Genomic DNA, 16,490 nt, shown 5'->3' with positions numbered 1-16,490 from the left:
CGCCCCTCAGCTCGCTCGGCTTCGCCGCGGCCTCGACGGCCGCGGCCGCCTCGGCAGCCGGGCCGCGACCCGGTCCGGGTAGCGCACCGCCAGCAGCACCGCCATGCCCACGAGGCTCCCGACGGCCGTCTCCACGATCCGGTCCCCCAGCAGGGCGCCCGGCGAGGCCTTGCCCGCCAGGCTGATCGAGAGCAGCGCGAGCGGCGTCACGAACATCTGCGCGAAGAGGTACTGCCGGATGACGAGCAGCTCCACCATGAACTGGCACACGGCCACCGCCGCCACGGTCCCCCACGCGTCGAGGTGCAGCGCGAGCACGATCCCGAGCGGGATCAGCCCCAGCACCGCCCCGAGGATGCGCTGGGTGCCGCGGAAGACCGCGTGCCGCGCCCGCAGCGCCTGAAGGGGCACGACGGCGGCCACCATGGCCCAGTAGTGGTGCCCGAACCCGGTCTGCAGGCCCACGGCCACGGCGATGAACCCGGCCACGCCCGCCACGAGCGCGTTCATGAGGCCGTCCTTGAGCGCGTCCCGCACATTCGCCAGGGTGTAGACGCCGCTCGGCAGGTGCCAGCGGGGCCGCACCCCGGGCCGGACCTTCCACGCGGCGCCCACGGCCACGCTGAGGAGGGCGGTGAGGACCGCCGTCGTCATCGCCTCCGCCGGGGGCGGCGAGAAGGGCAGGGAGGCGATGGCCGCGAACGCGAAGATGTGGAAGAGGGAGCCGCTGGGGCGGAGCACCCAGAGGCGGGCGAAGCTCGCCGCCACCCCGGCCACGAGCGTCGTGGCGGCCACGAGCTGCCACGGGTTGAGGTGGTGGAACAGCGTGTGGCTGGCCACGGCGAGGCCGATGACGGCCACCATGAGGCCGCCGGCGCGGACCTGCGTGGCCACGCGCTCGTTGAAGTCCATGTTCCGCCCGTACACGCCCGTGAACGCGCCGAAGACCGCGAAGACCGTGAGATCCGGCCGTCCGATGAGCATGAGGAGGACGAGCGGGGCGATGACGCCGAAGGTGCAGCGGATCGCGGCTTCGCGGTCGCGCATTCCGGGCTCGAACGCGAAGAAGTCCCGGAGCAGCTGCATGCCCCCAGTCTAGGGGCGGGCGCGCTCCGGGACCCCCGGAATCATGCGGATCCGCTACTTCACGGTGACCAACACGACAGGCTCGTCCTGCCCCGGCCACGTGCCCCGCACGCCGGTCTCCGCGGTGACGGAGGGGTCCAGGGTGTAGTTGACGCTGATCTCGGAGTCGCCGATCTCGTCATGGTGGAGGTCGCCGGGGCCGCCGATGACCTCGACGTCCATCGTGGGCTCCTGGACGCTCACGTCCTCGCCCTCGTGGAGCTCGACGACGGACTGCGGCTCCCCCTTGCGGACCGCGTCCCGGGCGGCGTGGCGGTAGACCGGATCGCTCTCGGCCTCGTAGACGTACCGCGTGCCGAGCACGGAGTGCTCCATGCGGGTGATGAGGCGGCCGCCGTCGAGCTCGAGGCCGCGGTAGGAGAGGGGGACGAGGTAGTGCTTCCCCGACCCGTCCCTGACGATGATGTGCTCCATGCCGACGGCGCCCGCCGGATCGTCCCACCGGAATCCGGCGGCCTTCTCCAGGCTCGAGGCGTCGCCCTCGAACCACGGCTGCTGCGCGATCCACTCGGCGATGAGCTCGTCTTTGGTCGGGCTGAGCTGGGCGTTGTAGACGACTGACATGCCCCGAGCCTAAGCCTCCCCGCCCCTCGGCGCCAGGGCCCCGCCCGGATCGCCCGAGCCCGGATTCCTGAGACAATGCGAGGGTGACCGCGCAGAACTCCCGAGACCGCTTCAGCTTCGCCCTCGGCACCCGCCTCGCCGAGACGAGCACCCCCGCCGAGGTGTCCGGCGGCGCCTCCCCGCAGCCGGCGCTCGGCCGCACCGGCGTCATCCGCACGCCGCACGGGGACATCAAGACCCCCGCCTTCATCCCCGTGGGGACCAAGGCCACGGTCAAGGCGGTCACGCCGGACGCGGTGAAGGAGTTCGGCGGGCAGGCCATCCTGGCGAACGCGTACCACCTCTACCTGCAGCCGGGCGCGGACATCGTGGACGAGGCCGGCGGGCTCGGCGCCTTCATGAACTGGCCGGGTCCCACCTTCACGGACTCGGGCGGCTTCCAGGTCATGAGCCTCGGCGCGGGGTTCAAGAAGGTCATCAACATGGACGCCGTGGCCCAGCCGGGGCAGGACGACGCGGTGGCTCCCGGCAAGGAGCGGCTCGCGCACATCGACGACGACGGCGTCTGGTTCAAGTCCCACCTCAACGGGGACCTGCACCGCTTCTCCCCGGAGATCTCCATGCAGGTGCAGCACAGCCTCGGCGCAGACATCATGTTCGCGTTCGACGAGCTGACCACGCTCCAGAACTCCCGCCCCTACCAGGAGGCCTCGCTCGAGCGGACGCGGCTCTGGGCCCTGCGCTGCATCGAGGAGCACCGGCGCCTCACGGAGCAGCGCTCGCACCGCCCGTACCAGGCGCTCTTCGGCGTGATCCAGGGCGCCAACTACGAGGACCTGCGCCGCAAGGCCTGCCGGGACCTCGGCGCCATGGACTTCGACGGCTACGGCCTCGGGGGCGCGCTGGAGAAGGACGAGCTCGGGACCATCGTGCGCTGGTGCTCCGAGGAGCTCCCCGAGGACCGTCCCCGGCACCTGCTCGGCATCTCCGAGCCGGACGACATGTTCTGGGCCATCGAGAACGGCGCCGACACCTTCGACTGTGTCTCCCCCACGCGCGTGGCCCGCAACTCGGCCTTCTACACGGACTACGGGCGCCTCAACCTCTCCGGCGCCAAGTACAAGCGGGACTTCGGCCCCCTCCAGGAGGGCTGCGACTGCTCCACCTGCGCGAACTACTCCCGCGCGTACCTCCACCACCTCTTCAAGGCCAAGGAGATGCTCTCCCACACGCTCATCTCCATCCACAACGAGCGCTTCATCGTGCGCATGGTGGACCGGGCGCGGCAGGGCATCGAGGACGGCACCTACGCCGAGGTCCGCGAGGAGGCCCTCAGCCGGTACTACGGCGCCGTCCCGGAGCGGATGACGACGACGAGGCGCTAGCCCGGCCCTGCCCCTCTCTTCTCCCCCCCCTCATCTCCCTCCTCTCCCTCCTATCCCTCCTCTCCCTCCTCGTTTGTTGCGAGTTGGAGGAATGGGCGGCCTCTTTCCTCCAACTCGCAACAAACGAGCTGGTTCTCAAGCGAGACGGGCGCCTCCGAGGGCTCAGGCCGACTGGTGCCTGGGCGGGTCCTCGGGGTGTGAGGCGGAGGTTCCGGGGCCGCCGTCGTGCACGAAGACCGCGCCGAAAGCCTCCCACGCGAGCGCCGCCAGGATGCCCAGGAGGGACAGCCACGAGAGGCCGATCTCGAGGGATCCCAGGTACAGCAGGGTGACGCTCACGAGAGCGACGACGACCGTCAACCACCGCCGCCAACCGGTCGAGAGGTAGTACTGGGTGTCGCCCTTCGGCTTCGTCCACGGGTGGGCCCCGCCGTGCTCCCGGCTCCACCGTTCGCGGTACTGCCGGTACCGTCTCGGAGCCACGAGGGTCTCGGCCACGACCCACCCCAGGACGACGCCGTAGGCCAGAGAGCTCGGAGCCCCGTCGAGGAAGATCAGGGCGAAGACGGCGACGGCCACCAGCACCCTGGCCACAAGCCGCGGCCCGCGCCACACGTACTGCGAGAAGCCGAGGGGGATCTCCGGCTGGCCACCGGCGTCCGGGGTCCGCCCTGTCTCGGCGGGCACTTGTGTTCTGTCCGTCTCCACCTCGGTCACGCTCCCTGCATCGTGCCCTGGGGCAGAGCGCCGGACGGCTCCGCCTTGAACCGCTTGCGCCGGCTGATCTCGGCGAACACCGTCCACAGGACGGAGACGAACGCGGCCCCGAACGCCGCCACGAGGAACCAGGGCGAGACAGCGCGCAGAGCGAGGAGCACCGCGATCACCGCGACGAAGCCGCATTGCGCCCAGCCCCGCCAGCCCGTCTCCAGAAAGTACAGGGAGTCCTCGCGGCCGCCGCCGAACGGGTCCGCCCCGTTGCCCAGGCGGGTCCACTCCGCGCGGTAGCGGCGATAGGCGGCGGGGCCGAGCGCCGTCGTCGTCGCCTTCAGGGCCGCCACGCCCGCGGCCGCCAGGAGCGACCACGGGAGGGGCGCGAAGAACACGGCCGGGAACAGGATGACGTACGCGGCCCGAGCCGCCCTCCACCTCCCCTGGGAGAGGAACTCCTGGTAGTCGTAGGGCACGTCCGCGTGCATGCCGGATCCTTTCCGCGGCCCGCGCCGTCCGGCCTGGGCCGTCTGAGACTCAGCGCCACCAGTGGAGACGGTGGCCCGCGTCCCACAGGAGGAACACCCCCACGGCCCGCAGGACCCAGGCGAAGATCACCGTCGAGTGGCTCTCCATCCAGCTGTACACGCGGGCCAGGCGGTTCTCAATACGCGGGCCCAGGAAAACGCGCAACAAGAGCATAACGATCGGCGGCGTGACCATGAGCAGCACGTATCCCGCGAGCACGGCCGCCGCGAGTCCGAGCGGCCAGTGGGCGTTGAGGACCATGGTCATCGCGCCGAGGAACGGGAGCATCGAGGCGGCCTCGAGCGCGCCGACGCCCACCGCGATGCCGGCCACCGCCCCGATGCTCGCCCGCTCTCCGACGAGCCTCGCCTGCCAGCGCTGCATGAGGGTGGGCGGCGCCCCGGAGGCGAGCCGGGCCTCCTTCTTCGCCGTCGCGCGCTTCTGGCTCATGAAGAGGCTGCCGAGGATGAGGGCCGCGCCGAGCACGAGCTCCCCGACGGCGAACGCGCGCAGCCGGGCGAGGTGCTGCCCGGCGTCCACGAGCCCCCGCGCGCCGAAGACGAGCGCCATGCCGAGGCACCAGTAGAACGCCGCGAGCGCGCCCAGGTAGGCGAGCACCGCGGCGGCGCGGACGCGGCGCTGGACGAGCATGAGGATCGGGATGTCGAAGGTCCCGAAGCTCGAGGAGTCCATGAGCGCGAGCAGCGCCAGCGTGGGGAGGATGCGCATCAGCGGGGGAGGCTCTCCAGGGTCTGCTCGCTCTCGGCGAGGCCGTACGTGGGCTCGGCCCGCTTGAACCAGCCGATGACAAGCGTGGTCACGGGCACGAACAGGTACTCCACGAGCGTCTTGTAGAGGAAGCCCACGAGGAAGTAGTTCATGAACTCGGCGAACGTGGTGATCCCGATGACGCTCGCCGCGATGACGCAGAACACGAGCGTGTCCAGGAGCTCGCCCACGCCCGTGGAGCCCATGAGCCGCATCCACAGCCGCCGCTCGCCCTGGCGCTTCTTCATGGCCGTCATGATCCACGCGTTGACCGTCTGCCCCGTGAGGAACCCGAGCAGGGACGCGACGACGATCTGCGGGACCGGCCCCAGCGTGGCCGCGAGCGCCTCCTGCCCCTCGTAGAAGGACGCCGAGGGCAGCGCGATGATGACCCAGTAGCAGAGCGAGGCGAACACGGACAGCCCGAAGCTCGTGTAGATCGCCGTGCGCGAGGCCTTGAACCCGTAGACCTCGCTCACCACGTCGCCCAGGATGTAGGCGAGGGGGAAGAGGAAGAACCCGCCGTCGGTGATGATCGGCCCGAACTCCACGCCCTTCGAGGCGCCGATGTTCGAGAGGATGAGCACCACGGCCATGAGGGCGACGACGACGGCGTAGCGCGCGCTGCCCACTCGGGCGAACCGGGTGCCCGAGCCCGTGCCGGGGGCGGGCGCGGTGCGGGCCGCGGCCGGCTCGGGGCGCTCGTCCCGGGGCCGGGTGTGCTCAGCGCGAGACTGCTCGGGGGACTCGGGGGTGGGAGTCATGGCGTCCTTCTGGCCCCGGGGATGCGGGGCATGGTCGGGTGCTGCGGATCGGCGAGCCCAGCGCGCTGCCCCGCGTGCGCTCGAGTCCACATCCTAGTGGAGGGCGTCGGAGCCCCTCAACGGCGGCCGCTGCGGACGGGGCCCGGCCGGGCAGGGCCACCGCCGGGCAGTGACATGATGGGAGACGCCCCTGACTCCCCGTGGAAGGACCCGCATGTCGTCGTCGGTCACCCCGCCGCAGCCGCACTCCGAGCCCTCCGCGCCGGCCGGGGCGTCTCCGCGCTCCGAGGCGCACGGCGCGGCGGCTGCCGCGGCCCACTCCCCCGGCGGCGCCGACTTCGACAGGAAGGGCGCCAACGCGGCCCTCTCCGCGCTGCTCATCGGCTTCTTCATGATCCTCGTGGACCAGACGATCGTCACCACGGCCATGCCCGCGATCATGCGCGGCCTGCAGACCGACATCAACGGGGTCGTGTGGGTCTCGAGCGCCTACCTCCTCGCGTACGCCGTGCCGCTGCTCATCACGGGCCGCCTCGGGGACCGGTTCGGCTCGAAGCGGATGTACCTCGCGGGCCTCACGCTCTTCACCCTCGCGTCCCTCTGGTGCGGCCTCGCCCCGGACATCGGCCAGCTCATCGTGGCCCGCGTCTTCCAGGGGCTCGGCGCGGCCCTCATGTCCCCGCAGACGATGGCGATCATCGCCCGGGTCTTCCCTCCGGCCCACCGCGGCGCGGCCATGGGCGTCTGGGGCGCGACGGCGGGCGTGGCCACCCTCGTGGGCCCGATCCTGGGCGGCGTCCTCGTGGACTGGCTCGGCTGGGAGTGGATCTTCTTCGTCAACGTCCCCGTGGGCGCGTTCGCGTTCTGGATGGCGTGGCGGCGGGTCCCCGCCCTCTCCACGTCCCGGCACGCCTTCGACTGGCTGGGCGTGGGCCTCTCCGCCGTCGGCATGTTCCTCCTCACGTTCGGCATCCAGGAGGGCAAGACGCACGACTGGGGCTCGATCCTCGGGCCGATCACCATCCCGATGCTCATCGCCGCCGGCGTGCTCGTCATGGCGGCGTTCGTCTTCTGGCAGTCGCGGAACCGGCGGGAGCCCCTCATGCCGCTGCGCCTGTTCCGCACCCGCAACTTCGCGCTCGGCAACGCGGCCATCTTCTTCGTGGGCCTCTTCATCACGTCGATGCCCCTGCCCGTCATGATCTACATGCAGAACGTCCGGGGCATGACCCCGACCCAGACCGCGCTCATGATGGCGCCGATGGCCGTGGTCTCGGGCGTGCTCGCGCCGTTCGTGGGCCGCCGCCTCCGCACGGCCCGCCCCGGCACCTACGCGGCGTTCGGCGCCGGCATGAACGGCCTCGGCATGCTGCTCTACGCGTTCACGATGGCCGCGGACACCCCGATCTGGTGGTTCCTCGTGGTCTCGGCGGTCATGGGCGTGGGCAGCGGATTCATGTGGTCGCCCCTCTCCACGGGCATGTCCTCCTCGCTCGCTCCCCACGAGACGGGCGCCGGCTCAGGCGTCTACAACGCGATCCGCCAGTCCGGCGCGGTGCTCGGCTCCGCCGTCGTCGCCGTGCTCATGGAGTCCAACATCGCGCGCGAGCTCGAGGGCCTCGGCCCGCGCGGGGGCGCGCACGCCCAGCAGACCGGCGGCGAGGGGGCCCTCATGGGCGGGACGCTCCCGGAGATGCTGCACGGACCGTTCTCGACGGCGCTCGGCCACTCGCTCATCGTCCCCGCGTGCGCGGCGCTCGTGGCGGCCTTCATCGCGGCCTTCATGAACCGCGGCAACCTGGATCGGGACGACCTGGACCGGGCGAGGCGCTAGGGCGCCTGCGTGCCGTCGAGGCCCTACTTGCAGACGAGGCCTCCCGGGCTCTTGTCCACGTGCTCGTTGAGGCTCGGAACCTGGTCGATGAGGAAGACGTCCACCGTGCCGCTCGTGCGCTTCTCGTCCTCCTGGAACACCGAGTCCGGGAGCTGCCGCTGCACGGCGAGCGCCTGCGGCAGCGCCGAGGACTTCGCTCGGACCACAGCCGTCACCGACGTCCGCCCGGGCATCGTCAGCGAGCCCGAGTAGTTGCCCACCGCACCCACCTTGAAGTGGCGCTCCCGGAACTTGTCCGCGATGTCCGAGGCCATGCCGGTCTTGGTGGTCATGTTGAACACGTTGACGGTGGCCTGCTGGGGGTCCGAGGGCGTGACCGAGTCCGTGCAGACGTTCTTGGCCAGGGGGTCCTGCTGCGCGTGGCGCGCGTCCGTGACGCGGTTGACGATGACGGCGAGCACGACGGCGGCGAGCACGAGCACCGAGAACACGATCACGCCGATGAACTGGTTCTTCCGCTTCCGGCGGTACCGCTCAGCGCGCTCCCGGCCGGTCTCGCGGCGCTTCCGCCCGTCCCGCGGCGCCGAGGCCGAATACTCGGCAGGCAGGCTCGAGAGGTCCCGCTGCGGCGCGCCGGAGCGCGCTGAGGAGCCGGCCCCGGAGGGCTCGGAGGGGGAATGAGACTGATCGGACACGGTGCTTCGGCTCAGGCTTTCGGTTCGGGGCGCGGGCAGGAGACTCTCTGTCACGCCTATTGTAGGTCTCGACCCTGAGTCCCAGCCCCGCGCGCTCCCCCTCCGGGCGAGTCCCCTGCCGCTGGCCGGTCAGGTGGTCATACGATGAACGCATGAGCCCCCGATACGCCCTTCTCCTCGACGTCGACGGCCCCATCGCCTCCCCCGTCTCCCGCTCCGTGCGCCCTGAGATCGCCGAGGCGCTCGCCGTCCTCGCCCGGGCCGGCTCGCCGATCGCCTTCAACACCGGGCGCTCGGACGCCTTCGTGTCCCAGACGGTCCTGCCCGAGCTCTACAGCCGGGGGCTCGGCGCGGAGGCCTCGGTCCACGCCGTCTGCGAGAAGGGCGCCACGTGGTTCTCGGTGACGACTCCCGAGTCCGTCGAGCTCCACGTGGACGATGCGATGCGCCTGCCGGAGTCCCTCCGGGACGAGGTGCGGGCGCTCGCCGCGGAGCACTCGGACCTCATGTTCTACGACGAGACGAAGCGCGCCATGATCTCCGTGGAGCAGAACACCGACGTGCGCAACGAGCTCTACGTCCGCGCCCAGGCCGGATTCGACCAGCAGGCGGCGGCCCTCCTGGAGCGGCACGGCCTCTCGGAGCGGGTCCGGATCGATCCGACCATCATCTCCACCGACATCGAGGACAACCGCCTCGGCAAGGCCTTCGGGACGGACCGGGCGCTGGAGCTCCTGCGCGCGGACGGCGTGGACCCGGCCGGCTTCGTCTGGCGCACCGTCGGCGACTCCCGCACCGACTACGCGATGGCGGACCGCCTCCACGAGCTCGGCCTCGAGGTGGCGCACGTGGACGTGCGCCCCTCGGACGGCGTCCCCGAGGGCAAGCCGTACGAGGTCATCACCTACGAGGGCCTCCTGCACGACGACGCCGGCCTCGCCTTCCTCACCGAGGCCGTGGACGCGCTGGAGGCCTAGGGGCCCCCACCCCCACTCGCCCCCCCCTCTCGATTTGTGGCGCGTTTCGTGCGAAAACCGGGCCGAAATCGCACGAAACGCGCCACAACGCGCGCGCAGAAGGCCGGGACGGCTGAAGCGGCAGAGAAGCCGGAAGCGGCAGAGAAGCTGCGAATGACCTGCTGGATTTCATGAATATAATTCATTTCAAGGATCCCGCGCTGCTCTCCTGAGTCCCCCTCGAAGCGGCTCGCTCCCCTGCCCCCGCCGCCCCTCCCCGGAGCACCGCATGAACCACCCCCCCCCCCGGACTGAGCCGCGCCCGCCTCACCGCGGCCGCCGTCGTCGTCCTCTCCCTGACCGCCTCCGCCGCGTCCGCCGTGGACAGCCGCGACACCGCTCCCGCGCCACGCCCGGTGGTCGGGCCCCGGACCGTCCTGGACCCGTCCCAGGTGAGCACGGACAGCACGCCGGAGGTCGCCGCCGCGCAGGAGTACCGCCAGTTCCCGTTCGTGACGTCCTTCCCGTCCGGGAGCGGCTCCGCCCGAACCCTGCTCATGTCCTACAACGTCAACATGGACTCGGGCAGTGTTGCGGAGAAGCTGCAGACCAAGCGGTCCACGGACGGCGGCGCCACGTGGACCAGCCTCAGCCAGGCCGTCCCCATGACGAACACCGTGCGCACCAAGACGGGACTCCTCTACTCGGTCAACTTCCGCACGTCGTCGACGAGCACGCCTCCGAGCCCCATCAGCGCCACGCCGGGGCCCGTGCTCGAGCAGCCGGGCGTCGGCGGCAACGACGAGCCCCCGAGCCTCTCCGACACCACGAACCCGGACGGCACGAAGCCCCCGTACGAGCCGGAGCCGGACGTCTCGCTCCAGCGCTTCACCACCCGCTACTGGACCTCGAAGGACAACGGGGCGAGCTGGAGAACCGCGGCGGGAGCTGTCCGGGTCCCCTGGTCGCTCGCGGACCTGTACTTCCACCGCAGCATCGTCATCGCGCCGGACGGCCGCTGGCTCGCCACGGCCTACGCGCACAAGACCGGCGACAGCCGCTGGTCCTCGTTCCTCCTCTCGAGCTCGGACCAGGGCCGGACCTGGACGGGCGTCTCCGAGATCGGCGCCCGGCTGCTCACGTGGGGCGAGGGCGTCACCGAGCCCACCGTGGAGTTCAACTCCCGCGGACAGCTCGTCGTGGCATACCGGATGGCCGGCGCCATCAACCCGAGCGTCTGCCAGGGCTCCTCGCAGGGGAACACGAGCGTGGCCACCGCGGTGTCCGACGACCTCGGCCGCACCTGGTCCCGCCCCAAGCAGGTGGCCATCCCGGGCGTGCAGACGGGCTCCTCCGATCCGCATCTGCTCCGAGCCGCGACCGGCCAGCTCCTCCTCAGCGTGGGCCGGCCCTACAACCAGATCCTTGTCTCGAACGACGGGACCGGGGACGCGTGGGCCGCTTCCTCCGCCTCGGCGGACATCCGCAGCTCCGGTTACACGTCCCTCGCCAGCACCGGCTCGCCCAACCACTACCGCCTCTTCGGCGACCTCGGCTCCAACTGGTGCTACACCCAGCAGGACGGGCCGAGCCGCGCCTCCGGGATCTTCTCCCAGCCGTTCCACCTGACCCCGGCCGACGGCCAGACCGTGAACCTCGCCGCCGGGATGCGGCTCGGGCTCATGCGGCTGACCCAGAACACCTTCACGGGCGCGCTGACCGCGAGCTCCCGGGCGGAGGGCATCGCGGACTCGTCCGTCGAGCCGGACGCGGGACTCGTCTCCTCGACGGGCACGGGCACCTTCACCTTCGATCTCGGCAAGCCGTACATGGTCCGCGGAGTCGGCCTGGCGATGCCGACGACGGGCGCGAGCGCCGGCCTCGAGCTCTCCGCCGACGGCGCCCGCTGGACCGGCGCCGCCTCGTGGGCGCGCTCCGACGCCTACCGGGCTCTGACAGACCGCAGCTTCGCACCCATCCGGGCCCGCTACATCCGGGTCTCCAGCTCCGCCGCAGTCCAGGCTCTCGTGTCCGAGATGCGGGTGTACACGGACCATGAGACGTTCGAGAACGACGTTCCCGGCATGCCTCCAGCGGCCGTCAGCGCTCTGGGAACCGGCTCCGGCGCAAGCGTTCTGACCGAGGCGGGGAAGGGGTTCGAGAGCATGAACGCCATCCGCATCCTGGACGGCAGCCCAACCGCCATTCCGCGCCTGGTGAAGCAGATCGATCCGACCTGGAAGACATCCACCGGCTTCCACGTCAGGCCGTCCACGCTGACCACGGCGATGACCATCACCCAGAATGTGCGGATGCCCAACGGGAGCGTGCAGCGGGGCATGCACCTCGGCATCTTCCCGGACGGCTCGGTGCGGCGATACGACGGCAAAACCTGGATCGTCGTCGCGCGCGCCGGAACAGTGCCGATGAACCGCTGGAGCTACTTCTCCGTGTACAGCAACGGCAGCGGGAGCGAGTTCAACATCAACGGAAAGCTGTATTCCAGTCTGCCGCGGACGACACGGGGAGGCGTCTTCACGGACACCACCATCGCCTCAGGGGGCACCAGGCCGGTGGGGGACGACATCCTCATCGACAACCTCTCCCAGAAGTAGCCCAGCCCGACTCCACAGGATTTGTGGCGCTTTTCGTGCGAAAACCGGGCCGAAATCGCACGAAACGCGCCACAAATCGGGGGGGGCCTCGGTGCAGCCCCTCCCCGACTGGAGACGGGAGCCCTACGTCCCCTGCTTCTCCTCGAAGCCCGGCACATAGCTCCGGTAGAAGGCGCGGAACAGGTTGAGGCCCTCGTCCGTCGTGATGGACTCCGGGTGGAACTGGACCGCCTCGATCGGCAGCGAACGGTGGCGGACGCCCATGATGTAGTCGTCGTCCACGGACCTCGCCGTCACCTCGAGCTCCTCCGGGAGCGTGGCGTCCTCGATGATGAGCGAGTGGTACCGCGTCACCGTCTGAGGGTTCGGGGACAGCGCGAACATGCCCTTGCCGTCGTGCGAGATCTCCGAGGTGCGGCCGTGCATGATGTTCGCCGCCGGCGAGACCGTGGCCCCGAACCGGCACCCGATCGCCTGCAGGCCGAGACACACGCCCATGATCGGGATGCGCCCCTCGAACGCCTTGATGAGCTCCACGTGCCCGGACTCGAGCGGGTGGCCCGGGCCGGGCCCCAGGACGAGCACGTCGGGCACCATCTCCTCGACGCGCGCCGCGTTCTCCGGGTGGGAGCGCACGACGACGGGCTCCGCGCCGATCCCGGCCAGGTACTGCTCGATGACGTGGGTGAAGCTGTCGAACGGGTCGATGAGGACGGTCTTCACAGGATCTCCTTCCCGGTCACGGCCCAGTAGGTCGCCCCGAGCTTGGTCAGGGTCTCCCGCCACTCGCTCGCGGGGACGGAGTCGGCGACGATCCCGGCCGAGGCGCGCAGCGTGTAGGCGCCCTCAGAGAAGACCGTCATGCGGATGGCGAGCCCCAGGATGGTCCACCCGCCGAAGCCGATGAGGCCGAACGCTCCCGCGTAGTAGCCGCGGCGGGAGAGCTCGATGGACTCGATGATCTCCATCGCCCGGACCTTGGGCGCGCCCGTCATGGTGCCGGCCGGGAAGCAGGCCCGGATGATGTCGTAGACGTCCGCCCCCTCCCGCAGCCCGGAGACCACGTTGGAGACGATGTGGAACATGTGGGAGTACGTCTCGATGACCATGAGGTCCGGGACCCGGACGGTCATCGGCACGGAGACGCGGCCCATGTCGTTGCGGCAGAGGTCCACGAGCATGATGTGCTCGGCCCGCTCCTTGGGGTCCGCGAGGAGGTCTGCCGTGGCCTGGTCGTTCGCCGCGCGGTCCACCGCCTCGTCCCCCGTCATGGAGCGGCGCGCGGTGCCGGCGATGGGCCGCATCGTGGCCTCGCGCCCCTCCACGCGCACGAACAGCTCCGGCGAGGCCGAGAGCATCGTGCGGCCCGCGATGGGGATGAGGCTCATGTACGGCGAGGGGTTCCGCTCCCGCAGACGCCGGTAGACGTGGACGGGCTCGATCTGGCTCTCCACGGTGATCTCGTGGCCGAGCTGCACCTGGTAGATGTCCCCGACGCGGATGTGCTCGAGGCAGCGGTCCGCGAGGGCGAGGAACTGGTCCTCCGTCATCTCATCCCGAACGGCCTGGGGTTCGGGCACCTGCGGCAGCTCCGGAAGTCCGCCCGGGGCCTCGGCCAGCACGGCGAGGAGGGCGTCGACGTCGAGCTCCGGCCAGAGGTCCGCCGAGGCGACGCTGACGCGCCCCTCCCCGCCCTCGGGGCTGCAGGAGACGAGGGCGTGGACCAGGCTGAAGGCCGCGTCCGGCACGGGGTGCTCGGCGTCCTGGATGACGCGGGGCAGCTGCTCGATGTAGCGGACCGCGTCGTATCCGTAGAACGCCATGACGCCGAAGCCGAAGGACTCGGCCGAGCGGGGGAAGTCCGCCATCGCGTCGAGAGCCCGCGGAAGCTCCCAGAGCGCCTCGTCCGAGGTGAGGACGCCCTCTCCCGTCATGACGCCCGCGTCCTCGAGGCGGGTGCGGGCGAGCCGGACGAGCCCCTCGTGTCCGGTGACCTCCACGCGCCCGCGCCAGACGGTCACCTCGAGGAGGCCCGTGAGGCCCATGAGGCTGGCCCGGCGGTCGGCCATGGGGCCGGAGAGGGACTCGAGGAGGAAGACGCGGTCGTCGCCGTAGCGCTCGCGCAGGGCCAGGGTCGCGGACAGCGGGTCCTCGATCCGGACCGTGCGCTCCTCGATGCGGACGGGCAGAGGGGAATTCACGGGCACGCTCTCTCGTGGTCGGCGGAGACGGTCCGCCCGTCAGGGCGGGGACAGGCGGTCTGGCCATTTTACGGCGTGCGGCCGGGCAGGGCTTCACGGCGCTTGACGGCGTTCCATGCCCCAGGACTTCACGGCGCAGGACGAGACGGGGTCGCGAAGCCACGGGCCTCGGTGTTGAATGTGCAGTATGACTCAGCCTGCATTCTCCGTCCCCGCGCACGCACTGACCATCGCCGGCTCCGAGGCGACCGGCGGAGCGGGCGCCCAGGCCGACCTCAAGACGTTCCAGGCGCTCGGCGTCTTCGGCTCGCTGGCCCTCACGGTGATCGTGTCCTTCGATCCCGAGAACGAGTGGGACCACCGCGTCTTCCCGCTCCCGCAGGACGTGATCGCCCAGCAGCTGCAGACGGACTTCGCTGCGTTCGAGCACGACGCGGTCAAGATCGGCATGCTCGGCTCCCCGGACACGATCCGCACGGTGGCGACGGCGCTGCGCGAGCACGCCCCGAAGAACCTCGTCCTGGACCCGGTCCTCATCTGCAAGGGCCAGGAGCCCGGCCACGCCCTGGACACGGACCAGGCGCTCAAGGCGGAGATCCTCCCGCTCGCGGACTTCGTGACGCCCAACCACTTCGAGGCCACGGCCCTCTCCGGCATGGACTCGATCGACTCGGTCGAGGACCTCAAGGAGGCCGCGCGCCGCATCTACGACTCCGCGGGGGCCGTGGTCCTCGCCAAGGGCGGCGTGCGGCTCGAGGGCCGCGAGGCCGTGGACGTGTTCTACGACGGCGAGCGCCTCGAGGTCCTCTCCGCCGAGAAGGTCGGGGACGTCCCCGTCTCCGGCGCCGGGTGCTCGCTCGCGGCGGCCGTGACGGCCGAGCTCGCCAAGGGCGCCACGCCGTTCGAGGCGGCGGCGACGGCGAAGGAGTTCGTCACCGCCGGCATCCGGCACCGCGTCACGGGCGGGAGCCTGCCCTTCGACTCGTTCTGGCAGGGCGGCTTCGCCGTCTGAGGCGTTCAGCGGGCCGCCTCCGCGGACGGCCCGCCCGCCGGCTTCCTCGGGGAGCGCGCGGGCGTCCGCAGAGGGCGCATGGCGGACGTCACATAGTTCGGAGGCCTTTCCGAAATGAACTGATGTGGTGTAGGATTTGACTTCAGCGCAAGGAATACCCGCCTGCGCTGGGCCTCACGGCTCGTCTTCATCCCTCCCCCACGTCTGAGGATCCCCCATGAACAGCATCTCCCCGAAGAACCGCCGCCGCGCCAGCTGGATGGTCCCCGCCGCCCTCGGCACCACCGCCCTCGCGGCCAGCCTCTTCACCGGCTCCCTCGGCGCGTACACCGCGTCCATCACGAACAGCAACAACACCGCCGGCGCCGGCTCCCTCGTCATGCAGGAGACGGGCAAGGACTCCACGGGCGCTGCCGTGACCTGCACGTCCACGGACGGCACCAACAACGCCGCCACCTGCGCCACGATCAACAAGTACGGCGGCAACACGGCCATGTCCCCGGGCCAGTCGGTCTCCACGCAGATCACGCTCAAGAACACGGGCACCGTCAACGCCACGGCCGCCACGCTCACCCCGGGCAACTGCACCAACAACCCGACGACGATCGACCTCTGCTCCCAGATGCAGATCGTCATCACGGAGAACGGCACGCAGATCTGGTCCGGCACCGCCGCGGCGCTCGCCGCCAAGGGCCCGATCAGCCTCACGGCACCGGCTGCCGGCGCTGCGAACAACTACCAGATCACGACGACGCTCCCGGCCTCCGCCACCACGGCCTCCGCCGGCGGTCAGATCTCGCAGCCGCTGACCTGGACCTACACGGCCTAGTTTCACCCTTTCGCAGAGGGGCACAGCGGACGCCGGCACTCCCCCGGGCCGGCGTCCGCTGTCCCTTCAGCGAACTCTCTGAGAGAACAGTCAGATGACCCATTCATCCCCTGGGGTCGACGACGAAGCGAAAGCATCATCCCCGGCTCGCCTCCTCGGCCCTGAGGAACCCGAGGCTCCTTCCCCCGAGGAGCCCGCTCGACCCGGCCGCGGGATCTCCCCCGGCTCCCTCGCCCTCATCATCGCCGGAGCGCTGTTCGGCGTCACCGTCCTCGTCGGCGCACTGCTCGGCCTGAGGGCCTTCATCATGGAGACGCCCTCCATGGGCACAGCCGCCCCTGTCGGCTCCCTCGTGCTCACCGCTCCCGCCCAGGTCGCCGACCTCAAGAAGAACGACATCGTCTCCTTCAGCCAAGCGGGCGCGACCGAGACCCACACCCACCGCGTCATCGCCGCCGGCAAAGACGGCGTGCGGACCAAGG

The 16,490-nt window shown here is 70.8% G+C and carries 15 protein-coding genes and 1 pseudogene; 7 read left to right on the top strand and 9 right to left on the bottom strand.

From position 1 onward, the window contains the following. Window positions 1-6: 6 nt before the first annotated feature. Entirely contained in the window at window positions 7-1,086 is a 1,080-nt protein-coding gene (locus H9I38_RS09710) for an FUSC family protein (protein WP_226338625.1), read from the bottom strand. A gap of 54 nt (window positions 1,087-1,140) precedes the next feature. Continuing rightward, window positions 1,141-1,710: a maltokinase N-terminal cap-like domain-containing protein gene (locus H9I38_RS09705; protein WP_226338624.1), complete on the bottom strand. Its 570-nt coding sequence runs from the start codon at window positions 1,708-1,710 to the stop codon at window positions 1,141-1,143. Window positions 1,711-1,793: 83 nt separating this feature from the next. Here H9I38_RS09705 and tgt point away from each other — a divergent pair, with 83 nt between their 5' ends. Further along, window positions 1,794-3,095 (top strand): tRNA guanosine(34) transglycosylase Tgt, encoded by a 1,302-nt coding sequence (gene tgt / locus H9I38_RS09700; RefSeq protein WP_226338623.1) that lies wholly within the window; start codon window positions 1,794-1,796, stop codon window positions 3,093-3,095. Window positions 3,096-3,257: 162 nt separating this feature from the next. On the opposite strand, the gene H9I38_RS09695 is transcribed toward tgt, so the two are convergent. The 4 genes from H9I38_RS09695 to H9I38_RS09680 are packed head-to-tail and all read right to left on the bottom strand — an operon-like array spanning window position 3,258 to window position 5,866. Next, window positions 3,258-3,782 (bottom strand): hypothetical protein, encoded by a 525-nt coding sequence (locus H9I38_RS09695; RefSeq protein WP_226338622.1) that lies wholly within the window; start codon window positions 3,780-3,782, stop codon window positions 3,258-3,260. A gap of 26 nt (window positions 3,783-3,808) precedes the next feature. Then, window positions 3,809-4,294 carry a hypothetical protein gene (locus tag H9I38_RS09690; RefSeq protein WP_226338621.1) on the bottom strand — a complete coding sequence of 162 codons (486 nt, stop codon included), beginning with the start codon at window positions 4,292-4,294 and terminating at the stop codon, window positions 3,809-3,811. 49 nt (window positions 4,295-4,343) lie between these two features. Further along, window positions 4,344-5,063, bottom strand: coding sequence for a GAP family protein (locus tag H9I38_RS09685; protein WP_226338620.1), 720 nt, complete (start codon window positions 5,061-5,063; stop codon window positions 4,344-4,346). After that, window positions 5,063-5,866, bottom strand: a complete 804-nt coding sequence (locus tag H9I38_RS09680; protein WP_226338619.1) for a queuosine precursor transporter — start codon at window positions 5,864-5,866, stop codon at window positions 5,063-5,065. The genes H9I38_RS09685 and H9I38_RS09680 overlap by 1 nt, the downstream gene beginning before the upstream one ends. 214 nt (window positions 5,867-6,080) lie before the next feature. On the opposite strand from H9I38_RS09680, the gene H9I38_RS09675 reads away from it, so the two are divergent. Next, window positions 6,081-7,700, top strand: coding sequence for a DHA2 family efflux MFS transporter permease subunit (locus H9I38_RS09675; protein ID WP_226338618.1), 1,620 nt, complete (start codon window positions 6,081-6,083; stop codon window positions 7,698-7,700). A 23-nt stretch (window positions 7,701-7,723) separates the two neighbouring features. Here H9I38_RS09675 and H9I38_RS11005 read toward each other — a convergent pair whose 3' ends face one another. After that, the gene (locus H9I38_RS11005; protein ID WP_226338617.1) at window positions 7,724-8,395 is read right to left on the bottom strand and encodes a LytR C-terminal domain-containing protein; all 672 of its coding nucleotides are present in this window, start codon (window positions 8,393-8,395) and stop codon (window positions 7,724-7,726) included. 152 nt (window positions 8,396-8,547) lie between these two features. Here H9I38_RS11005 and H9I38_RS09665 point away from each other — a divergent pair, with 152 nt between their 5' ends. After that, complete coding sequence (locus H9I38_RS09665) at window positions 8,548-9,372, top strand: hypothetical protein (RefSeq protein WP_226338616.1); 825 nt, start codon at window positions 8,548-8,550, stop codon at window positions 9,370-9,372. 431 nt (window positions 9,373-9,803) lie between these two features. After that, window positions 9,804-11,966: an exo-alpha-sialidase gene (locus H9I38_RS09660; RefSeq protein WP_226338615.1), complete on the top strand. Its 2,163-nt coding sequence runs from the start codon at window positions 9,804-9,806 to the stop codon at window positions 11,964-11,966. A gap of 123 nt (window positions 11,967-12,089) precedes the next feature. Here H9I38_RS09660 and H9I38_RS09655 read toward each other — a convergent pair whose 3' ends face one another. Then, complete coding sequence (locus tag H9I38_RS09655; protein ID WP_226338614.1) at window positions 12,090-12,689, bottom strand: anthranilate synthase component II; 600 nt, start codon at window positions 12,687-12,689, stop codon at window positions 12,090-12,092. Then, window positions 12,686-14,167, bottom strand: coding sequence for an anthranilate synthase component I family protein (locus H9I38_RS09650; RefSeq protein WP_226338613.1), 1,482 nt, complete (start codon window positions 14,165-14,167; stop codon window positions 12,686-12,688). The genes H9I38_RS09655 and H9I38_RS09650 overlap by 4 nt, the downstream gene beginning before the upstream one ends. Window positions 14,168-14,345: 178 nt before the next feature. Here H9I38_RS09650 and thiD point away from each other — a divergent pair, with 178 nt between their 5' ends. From thiD to H9I38_RS09635, 3 genes and pseudogenes are all read left to right on the top strand, one after another. Further along, window positions 14,346-15,179 (top strand): bifunctional hydroxymethylpyrimidine kinase/phosphomethylpyrimidine kinase, encoded by an 834-nt coding sequence (gene thiD, locus H9I38_RS09645; RefSeq protein ID WP_226338612.1) that lies wholly within the window; start codon window positions 14,346-14,348, stop codon window positions 15,177-15,179. Between the two features lie 217 nt (window positions 15,180-15,396). Further along, window positions 15,397-16,008, top strand: a complete 612-nt coding sequence (locus H9I38_RS09640) for a hypothetical protein (protein WP_226338611.1) — start codon at window positions 15,397-15,399, stop codon at window positions 16,006-16,008. 94 nt (window positions 16,009-16,102) lie between these two features. Then, a pseudogene (locus H9I38_RS09635) lies at window positions 16,103-16,490 on the top strand (hypothetical protein); the annotation flags it as partial.

The sequence above is a fragment of the Arthrobacter sp. UM1 genome, assembly GCF_020483305.1.
Classification (GTDB): domain Bacteria; phylum Actinomycetota; class Actinomycetes; order Actinomycetales; family Micrococcaceae; genus Falsarthrobacter.
Note: the sequence above shows the minus strand (reverse complement) of the source record. Positions and strands in the feature narration are given on the sequence as shown.